Source organism: Blautia sp. CGZ-1-C1, assembly GCF_056504575.1.
Map to the genome: position 1 here is coordinate 1 of NZ_JBWLUT010000191.1, position 10471 is coordinate 10471.

The window sequence follows — 10471 nt, forward strand, 5'->3', positions numbered from 1 at the left end:
AAAACCAAATAAATAGTCTTCTCAACTTTTTCTGCATCAACAGGTTTTGCAATATGTCCGTTCATTCCTTTTGCCAGTGCCTTTTTTCTGTCTTCTTCGAAGGCATTGGCTGTCATGGCAATGATTGGAATATTTGCTTTGTTCTTATCTGACAGTCCGCGGATCATCTCAGTTGCCCTGTAGCCATCCATGTTCGGCATCTGGATATCCATAAGGATCAGGTCATAGGTGCCTGCCGGAGACTGCTCGATTCTGTGGACACACTGAATGCCATCTTCCACTCTATCAATTACCAGTCCCTCTGTCATCAGAATTTCCATTGCAATCTCTGCATTCAAGTCATTATCCTCTGCAAGCAGCACATGCTTTCCTTTAAGGATTTCTCCTGAAGCATCTGTTTTTTGCTCTGATCTTTTTTCGTAACATCCTGCATCTGCAATCCTGTGCTGAAGTATAACAGTAAACCGACTTCCTTTTCCGGATTCACTTTCTACTTCGATGGTTCCGCCCATCATATCAACCAGATTTTTCACGATAGACATTCCCAGTCCGGTTCCGCCTATTTTTCCGACTGTTGTATTCCGTTCCCGGCTGAAGGACTCAAAGATGATGGGGAGATATTCTTTACTCATGCCGATGCCCGTATCTGCAACCTCTGTTTTAATCCTCACATATCCTTCCTCACTGCACGGAAGTTCTGTGGTTGTCAGAGATACTGTACCACCATCTGGTGTATATTTAATCGCATTGCTGACAAGATTAATCATAATTTCTCTTATCTTGGTGCCGTCACAGATAATATGCTGGTGTACCACATTATCCTCATGTAAAAAAGTAATCCCCTTCTGCTGTGCTTCCTCTCCGAAAACATCATAAAATTCTCTCAGCATACTGCTTATTTTTACATAATCCTCGCTCAGCTCTACCTTTCCGCTCTCGATCCGCGCCATATCAAGCACATTGTTAATGATCGACAAAAAGCAGATTTCCTGACTGCTCTATCTTTTCCTGATAATCCAGAAGTTTGGGATCTGTCAGTCTCTTTCCAAGCATCTGGTTATATCCCAGGATCACATTCATAGGTGTACGGATATCATGAGACATATTATTCAGGAAATTGGTCTTTGCCAGGTTCGCACTCTCTGCCTTTTCCACAGCAATCTGCAGCTTTTTGTTCAGTTGTTGTGTTTCATCTGCCGCCTGTTTTGCAACAGTCTCAGCCTGACGCGCCTTTTGCAGCAAGCCCAGGATTGATATCAGAATCAGCATAATAACCACTGCACTGCACAGTAAAACTACAGCCAGATTATCCTTTACAAATTTTGCCAGAGTAACCTTCCCCGGTGTACTCTCATACATGGCGATGGCACTTGTAAGCATGTTGGAGGGCATGGCTTTAATCGTCTTATTCAGTATGGACAGCAGGTAATGGTTGCCGCTTTTTACTGCAAAAGCAGACTTCTCAGGGTTTGAAAGAGGCAGACTGTATAAATTGTATTTTTCACTGTAATCCGATGCAGAAGCAACTCCTGTGACAAATCCGTCTGCATGCTTCTTTATCACAAGATTTGCCGCATCATCCACAGAATCGCACTCTACGATTTCCCACTGAGGATAGTAATATTCAATATGCTTTTCCAACGGCAGATCATCCTTTGGAACTGCAATACGGTTTGATTCATTCTCATTAAAAGATGTCTTATTGGTGACAGCCATCAGGTTATAGGTCCAGGCTGTATTGGTAAAAGCGAAATGGTATTCCTCTGCTGTGTCCAGATTCTGACTGAAATGAAAGATCATATCAATTTCATCCGATTGCAGGGCTTTCGTCTCCTCCTCGTAGCTGTTATATTCTGTCAGTTCAAAGTCCAGCTTCTGGTTTCCCAGACAACCTGTTGCATATTGAATATAATCAGTCATTGCACCGCTGAATCTGCCCTCCGGCATCTCTATGGTACTGATTCCTGCATCGTCTTTCAGAAATCCGATGCGGATCGCCCCATGCTCTTTCAGCCATTTTTTCTCCTCACCGGAAAGAATCGGTGTATAATCCAGGGAAAAATACTGCTTATATAAATCTGCCAGATAAAATGGATTATCATCCGCCAGTCTGCGCATGGCATTATCCAGTTCTTCTTTGATCTCCGGATGATCCTTGTTGATCGCATAATAGATACCAGATTTTCCCACATTTACAACTGTGGAAATCCCCTGCGCAGCCCACAAAGACTCCTCCAGGGAAACAAAGGCATCGATTTCATGATCTGCCAGCTTTCTGTTCACATCATCATTATTGGCTATATTCACATGCGTTGTTTTCAGATCATATTTCTGCTCCCATTCTGTGAGCATAACCTCCGGCTGGGTTCCTCTCAGCACACCGATCCGTTTTCCATTCAGCGTCTGGAAATTGTAAACTGAAATATCCGTATCCGAAAGATCTGCATACAGATAATATTTCTCCTCGCCCATAGGTTCATCGGAAAACAGCATCTGCTTTGCGCGTTCCTCTGCATAGGAAATATCACCCATAATATCAAATTCACCGTTTATAAGCTTTTCAAAACAGTTGGACCAATCACAGGTGACATACTCAAACTTCCATCCTGTATAGCCGGACAGAGTTTCCAGAAGCTCATATCCATAGCCCTTCCTTGCGCCTTTCTCATTGACATAATTAAAGGTGTCCTCGAAGGAACCTACGCGGACAACTCTTTCCGGGGGTTCTTCCTCCGCAGCTTTTGCTGTGGCGGGTGTTACACACAGGATGCAGGTCAGAATCAGGCTTAGTATCATGCATATGCATACAATCCTTTTTCCTGTTCTGATCATTGATTCTTTTTCTCTCATTTAATTTCTATATTCCCTTCACATTCTGTCGATTACCTGGAGCGAGTTTGAAAAATGCATTCAAGCGGTTAAGATAATCAATATTATCTCTTAAGAGTATTTTGCAGAATCTCTTTCATTTTCTCAATATCCACAGGTTTCGCAATATGTCCGTTCATTCCTTTTTCCAATGCCTTTTTTCTGTCTTCCTCAAATGCATTGGCTGTCATGGCAATGATTGGAATATTTGCTTTGTTCTTATCTGACAGTCTGCGGATCATCTCAGTTGCCCTGTAGCCATCCATGTTCGGCATCTGGATATCCATAAGGATTAGATCATAGGTTCCGGCAGGCTTCTGCTCCATCCGGGCTACACATCTGATTCCATCTTCAACACGGTCAACCACAAGTCCCATATCTTCCAGAATAAACTCTGCAATTTCTGCATTCAGGTCATTGTCTTCAGCCAACAGGACATGTTTTCCCTGGAGCACATTTCTTTTTTCATTGTTATCGGAAGATTTTTCCGCATTCTGTTCATAATATACTTTATCAGCAATCCTGTGTTCCAGAACAACAGTAAACCTGCTTCCTTTTCCCAGAGCACTTTCCGCTTCAATGGTCCCTCCCATCATATCAATGTATTTCTTTATGATCGGCATTCCCAGACCTGTTCCTGCAACCTTTCCTGCGGTTGTATTTCGTTCACGTGCAAAAGCAGAAAACAACGATGGCAGGAATTTCTCACTCATACCAATACCTGTATTGATTACTTCATTCTGCACACGCATATATCCTTCTCTGGCACACGGAAGTTCTTTTGTTCTTATTGTAACCTTTCCACCTGAAGGTGTATATTTTATGGCATTGCTGAGCAGATTAAGAAAAATTTCTTTATTCTTTGTCTCATCACATATCACATGTTCATGTTCCACGTTGTATTCCATTGCAAGCTGAATACCCTTTTTATCAGCTTCTCCTCTGAAAACCTCATAGACATTCTGATAAATATCACTGATCTTCACGTAATCCTCATCCAGTTCCACCTTACCGCTTTCAATCCGTGCCATGTCCAGCACATTGTTGATAATAGACAGCAGCAGATTTCCGGACTGTTCCATCTTCTCCTGATAGTCCAGAAGCTTGGGATCTGTCAGTTCCCTTTTTATCAGCTCACTGTATCCCAGCAGGGCATTCATGGGTGTCCGGATATCGTGAGACATATTGAAAAGAAAATCTGATTTGGCGGCATTAGCCTTTTCTGCCTGAATCTGGGCTTTTCTTGCTTTCATCATCAGGTAAGCTATAATCATTATAATAACCAGAGTCGTACTTACAAAACCAATAGAAACTGCTCGCAGGTTATCCTTTATGTATTCTGCCAGAGTAACCTTTCCCGGTGCGTTTTCATATACGCAAAACTGACTGGAAAGTCTGGAAGCAGGCAGAGTCTGAATGGTTTTGTTCAGGATATTCATTAATGTTGTATTGTCCCTGGTGACTGCAAAGCAGGAATCCCCGGATTTCGTAAGAAAAATACTGCGCATTTTGCTGTCTGCCATTGTCTCTAATGACTGTCCTGCCTTCACAACAAAACAGTCTGCCTCACCGCTGCGAACTGCCTTCTCAACCTCATCGGATGAATCATATTCCTTTATTTTCCAGAAAGGATAGTTAAAAGAAATATACCACTTTCCCAGCAGGTTATTCCTTCTCACTGCTACTGTATTCTCTTTATTTTCATCAAACTTTTTAACACCTGTGAGTACTGCAACATTGACTTCAAAAACAGTATTTGACAATATAACATCGTTTTGCTCAGCTTCATATGGATTCTGATTCATATGAAAAATCATATCAATCCTGCCATCCTTTAATGCCTGTAGCTCTTCCTCCTGAGAATCAAAGCCTGTCAACTGAAATTCTATGTTTTTTTCTCCCAGACAGCCAGAAGCCAGACTAATATAATCGTTAATAATTCCTACCGGTTTCTCTGACTCCGTATCCGCAAGGCTGACACCCACATCATTTTTCAGATATCCAATCCTGACCGCCCCATGCTGTTCCAGCCAGTTCTGCTCCTCATCCGTAAGAGTTTCAAGGGAATTTGCGGAGAGATACCTCTTATAAAGATCGTCTGTATAAAAAGGATTCTCCCTCTCAATCTTCTGCATTGCCTGATCCAGTTCCTCTTTCAGATCCGGGCGTTTCTTGCTGATTGCAAAATAGTTATAGGAGCCGCCGATCAGAAGAGCTGGTGAAATGTTGTCTCTTTCCCACTGTGGAGATTCATTCAAAACAAACCCATCAATTTCATGATTTTTCAATTTCTGACGGATATCGTTTACATCGATAATATCAACCTGCTGCGTGTTCACTTCATGGCTTTTTTCCCACTCATGAAACATTTCGGCAGAAAGTGTATCCGGCATCATCCCGATTCTCTTCTCATTTAATGTAGTCAGATTTGAAGCAGAGATGTCTGTATTGGATGGATTCACATACAGGTAATATCTATCCTCTCCCATAGGCAATGCTGAAAAGAGCATGGAAGTGGAGCGTTCCTCTGCATAGGAGATACCTCCCAACAGATCGATCTGTCCTTTTTTCAGCATGCTCATCAGTTCTGCCCAACTTCCCTCCACATATTCATATTTCCAACCGGTATGCGCAGCTACTGCCTGTTGGTATTCGTAGCTGTAGCCTCTCCGCTCACCGTCTGCTCCTGTGGTATTATAGATTCCTTCATGCCAGCCTACTCTGACTGTCCGAGTTTTTGCTTCCTCTGCTGATACAGGAAAGGGAAGCACAGTAATATATAAAATAAGGCATAATAAAATGCAGATATATCTCTGTACATTTAACTTAAACTTTTTCATTTACCTGTTATCCTTCTCACGCTGCTTTAAAACCAGTGCATACACATCCGGCCATTTTTTCTCTAACTGCTCATCCAAAAGTCGCCTGCGCTCCTCGAACATCGCCACCAACTCCGGATGCTCTTTCAGCATCTGTTCCCTGAGTTTCTTTCGATGCTTCTCAAAACGTACAGTCAGTTCCTGTTCATCCAGTCCGGAAATCTTTACAATTTCTTTCATATGCTCTTCCAGATGCTCAATCCATGCATCTGCATCAAGTTCGTCCATATGATTCCACTGGCCATGGAGCAGCTCCTGCATATCTCCATTCTCTTTCAAATGTTCAATCTGCAGATGAATCTGCTTCTCTATCTCTGCCTCAGAATCAGAACCAAAAGCCCAGACAAATTCCTGTACACTGTTGTCCACCCGCTTCCTGAACGGAGAACGTTCTGCATTATCTACATTGCCCTTCAAAGGATAAGGATAATGGATTCCCATATCCTTTAATGCAACATGTATGGTCCGGCGCACACGTCCCTCTTCGATCATAAATCCAAGCCCCAGTCCACGCATCTGTTCATTCAGCTCAGCGATATGCTCTGTTATGTAGAAACGAATTCCTCTTGCCTTCAGAGAACGGTACAGAATTGCAAGCCTGTCCGCAGCCGTAACATCAATACTGCCAATCCCGCTGGCATCCAGAATTACTGCTTTGGTATCCGGTCCAATGACATTCTCAATATCCTGCTGTAAAATATCTATATTTGCAAAAAACAGGCTGCTGCTGAATCGGTAGATCACCACGCCCTCAATCTCGCAGTTATGCAAGCTTTCCGTAAGATCCTCGAAATGCCTGTGTCCCGGCTGCACTCCCAGAAAACAGCGTGCCGGTTTCGCAGTACGGATGATCATCTCTGCAAAGGAGAGAATAATACCGATCAATACTCCATTGATGGTGCCAAGCATCAGCACTCCCCAGAATGCGCCCCAGTAGATCAGGCATTCCTTTTTGCTGATTTTCCTCAAACGTACAGCCAGATCAAATTCCGTTGCCCCCAGAAGTGAGGATATCACAATTGCAGTCAGCATGGGAACCGGCAGATAAGCGATCAGCCCGGTTGCTCCCAGAAGCACAAAAATCATGGAAATTCCTGCAAGAATTCCTGTCAGCTGTGTTTTTCCCTGGTACTGTTCACTGATAGCGGTACGTGACACCGAACCATTGATCGGACAGCATCCGGTCAAAGCTGCCGCCAGATTTCCCATGGAAAAGGCTACCAGCTCCTGATTGGCATTTACCCTGTAACCATTTTTCTGTGCAAAGCTGTTCTCACCAAGTAATGTTTCCGCCATGATCACTACAGCAATGGACAGACTGTAGATAACAGCTTCCTTCAGACCGATGGCAGAGAAGTCAGGAATACTCCATACAGGCAGCCCCGGTTCTACTGCATCCAGTGTGCGGATTCCCCAGTTGGAAATCGGGACGAAATAGGATAATAATACACCTGCAGCCATCAGAACTACTACCATAGGAAACTTAGGCATGATTTTTTTCATTACCAGAAGGATGACCAGAGAAACCAGACCTAAGATCAGTGAAGGCAGATTGATCTGTCCCAATGTAGCCCAGATATGCTCTGCCAGCTCCGGCAACTCTCCGGTTCCTGCAATTCCGCCCATTAATTTGGGCACCTGCATGAGAATAATTGTGGTACAGATACCTGTGATAAAGCCTCCCATTACAGGTGCGGAAATATAGTTTACCAGTTTTCCAGCTTTAAAAAATGCAAATATAAACAGCCAGACTGCCACAAAAAATGTGAGTACCGGCACAACCGCCACGGCCTGTTTCGAACCACTCTGGATTCCCATTTCCACCAGTGCCGCCCCGACTAACGCCGCTGGTGCTGCATCCACCCCGAAGATGAACTGGGGTGATGTGGAAAACAGCCCAAACAATATGATCGGGAATACAGAGCCGTACAGTCCATAAACCGCCGGAAGCCCTGCAATCTGGGCATAGCCCATGGAAATCGGGATCGAGACAGCCATAATAATCAGCCCGGTGAGGATGTCCTTTGATAAATTTTTTCTGTCGTAATTTCGCAATGTTTTGGCTAACTCAAGGTGCATTTGTTTTGTGTTCCGTTACTGAAAACTTATAAAAAGTTATAAACTTCTATGTTCCATTCCTACTTCAACGAGTATGCTTTTGATGATATAAATATCAATCTACTCACAAGTTCTTGTACTCTCCATAGGCGTAAATTCCGGACTAACGTATCCGTACATATTTGCATTAACGTTTCAGTGTCAGCTTGCAAATTGTTCTCCATAAGTCTTGAGATTTATAGATGCCTGGAAGTCTCTGTCAATCATATTCCCACACTCACATCTATAAACTCTGTCAGATAACTTCAAAGCTTTTTTGATATTTCCACAACAGCTGCAAAGCTTTGATGATGGATAAAACCGATCAGCCACAATAAGCTGAATCCCTTTATCGCTGCATTTGTATTCGAGCTGTTTTCTAAACCAAAAAAATCCCTGTTCCTGGACTGCTTTGGATAAATGTCTGTTTTTCATCATTCCGCTGACATTCAGATCTTCAATACATATAAATCTTGGTTTTCGATTTATGATCTCAGATATGGTCTGATTCAAATAGTTTTTTCGGATATTTGTTAATCTGTGATTTCGTTTTAATAAAAGTTTTTCCTTTTTAATTACATTATTTGTTTTACAGTAACTTTCTCCTTTTTTATTTTTCTCGTAAGAACGAGAGATACTACGCTGTAATCTGCGTTTCTGTTTTTCTAGTTTCTTTACTTTCTGACTCTTATTGATGTTCTTATACTTAGTTCCATCAGAACAGATCGCCAGATCTTTGATTCCCAAATCTATGCCGACTCCGTCATCATTAAGTGTTTCCCTGCAGTCAGGAAATTCTACACATACACTGATCCACCAGTTCAATCCGTCAAAGGATATTCGCGGATTCATATATTTAGCATCTGTCGGAATCCTTCCATATTCTGCAAGTCTTACCCAATTCATTTTTTGCTTATTTGCCTTCCTGCTGGAGGAAAAGCCTTCAAATTTAACGTGGGTATTACTGAATCGTATCTTAACGTTGTCCTGATAGAACTTCGGCATTGATCTCTTTTTTGACTTGAATCTTGGGAATTTCTGCAAACCTTTGAAAAAATTCTTATAAGCAATACAGGCATCTTTGATTGCCTGTTTGGTTACATTATTTGAAATACTCAGTAACCATGCATATTCATCAGAATGTCTAAGCTTTGTAAATTCTTTTCTGAGTTCTGCATCTGAAATGAATTTTTCACCTTTTTCATAGTTTTCTATTTCCCTGGCCAAAGCCCAGTTATAAGCAAATCTTGAAGCACCTGCGTACTGAAACATCTTAGTTTTCTGTACATTGTTTGGTATCAACATTACTTTTATGGCTTTTACCATCTGTTCCCTCCTGTATCAGTTCACGGATAAGTAACAATATCCATCTCTAGAATCAGAATTTATAACTGTTCTCTCACTAACATTAAAGCATATCCCAGAAGATTGTTGCCTTTCCATTTGCTTCGCTCAAACCTGTTTGGATTTCCCATGGATAAACCTATTCCCCAGATTTGATCTCTTACTGCGCATTCAGCTAACACAGCATCACCTGTATCAACAAGTTGTCGTCTTAAATCTGCGTTTTGACTGAATTTCGCTTTTAATCCCTCATACACGATAATCTGTCTTATGCCATTCCAGACATTTTCATCATAGGCATGTACTTTACGACCTAATTTCTTAATCTCAGCAACATTATCTGTATGAAGTATGTTATTAGCTATTTCTTCATCATGAAAGCGATATGCCTTCTGATACATCATAAACTGCTCCATTGACGAAAAATCTATTCCATTGACTGTGAAATGACTAAGATACCAGTTACTTAAATAGCCATTTTCTTCATCTGGGTTATGGAAACATATAACGTTCATTGCATTTCACCTGCTTTCTTTTTATAAAATCATTTAATTTAGATAATCTACTGTTCTAATTTTCTCTATGAATTTGCACTGCTCTCGAAACTTCCCGTCAGCCCATTCGCCCTCCCAGAAGTTTGATTCCCCTACGAATTTACACTACTCTCAAACCGGTCAGGTAAACTTCATTTGCATCGTGTGTTTGATTCCCCTACGAATTTACACTACTCTCAAACGTCACCGGTATCTTATCTATCGTATATCAGTTTGATTCCCCTACGAATTTGCACTACTCTCAAACGGACGGGCGTGCGCGCACTCCTTGCCATTTTGCTCTGATTCCCCTACGAATTTGCACTACTCTCAAACGGAAGGTGTGTTATACTTGTCCTGTATTTAGTTTGATTCCCCTACGAATTTGCACTACTCTCAAACACAACACATGATTTTACTTCTCGTAATTCCTATGTTTGATTCCCCTACGAATTTGCACTACTCTCAAACTCTCATACTGTTCTGTTGCTTAATTGTTTCGTTTGATTCCCCTACGAATTTGCACTACTCTCAAACCTCAAATATTTGAAATATGTTATCTGCGAATCACTTTGTAACTTCCGGAATGATTTACTCCTCTATATTAACATAAAATGCAGAAATCTGCATCCACAATATGTCTGCACTCCCATTCAAGAATTGGATGTTCGCTGCTTTTCCAGTATCAATATCTGTATATCTCTTTCTACTATATTCTGCAGAAATAAATTCATCTCTCGACTTATCCTG

At 41.8% G+C, this 10471-nt stretch carries 6 protein-coding genes, 1 pseudogene and 1 CRISPR repeat array; all 7 genes and pseudogenes read right to left on the reverse strand.

Annotation, left to right across the window (positions count from 1 at the left end):
* Positions 1–977 (reverse strand): hybrid sensor histidine kinase/response regulator (locus tag AC058W_RS17280; RefSeq protein WP_479390415.1); only part of this gene is annotated, 977 nt, incomplete at its 3' end.
* Positions 964–2850: a transporter substrate-binding domain-containing protein gene (locus AC058W_RS17285; protein WP_479390416.1), complete on the reverse strand. Its 1887-nt coding sequence runs from the start codon at positions 2848–2850 to the stop codon at positions 964–966. The genes AC058W_RS17285 and AC058W_RS17280, both read right to left, overlap by 14 nt.
* An 83-nt stretch (positions 2851–2933) precedes the next feature.
* Positions 2934–5708 carry a response regulator gene (locus AC058W_RS17290; RefSeq protein ID WP_479390417.1) on the reverse strand — a complete coding sequence of 925 codons (2775 nt, stop codon included), beginning with the start codon at positions 5706–5708 and terminating at the stop codon, positions 2934–2936.
* Entirely contained in the window at positions 5709–7826 is a 2118-nt protein-coding gene (locus tag AC058W_RS17295; RefSeq protein ID WP_479390418.1) for a SulP family inorganic anion transporter, read from the reverse strand.
* Between the two features lie 180 nt (positions 7827–8006).
* Positions 8007–9149, reverse strand: a complete 1143-nt coding sequence (locus tag AC058W_RS17300) for an RNA-guided endonuclease InsQ/TnpB family protein (RefSeq protein WP_479390420.1) — start codon at positions 9147–9149, stop codon at positions 8007–8009.
* Positions 9118–9201 (reverse strand): annotated as a pseudogene (locus AC058W_RS17305) (IS607 family transposase); the annotation flags it as partial. The pseudogene AC058W_RS17305 and the gene AC058W_RS17300, both read right to left, overlap by 32 nt.
* 28 nt (positions 9202–9229) lie before the next feature.
* Complete coding sequence (locus AC058W_RS17310) at positions 9230–9703, reverse strand: NADAR family protein (protein WP_479390419.1); 474 nt, start codon at positions 9701–9703, stop codon at positions 9230–9232.
* 120 nt (positions 9704–9823) lie between these two features.
* Positions 9824–10258: direct repeats of the CRISPR family, unit length 36 nt; unit sequence GTTTGATTCCCCTACGAATTTGCACTACTCTCAAAC.
* The last annotated feature ends 213 nt before the right edge of the window (positions 10259–10471 follow it).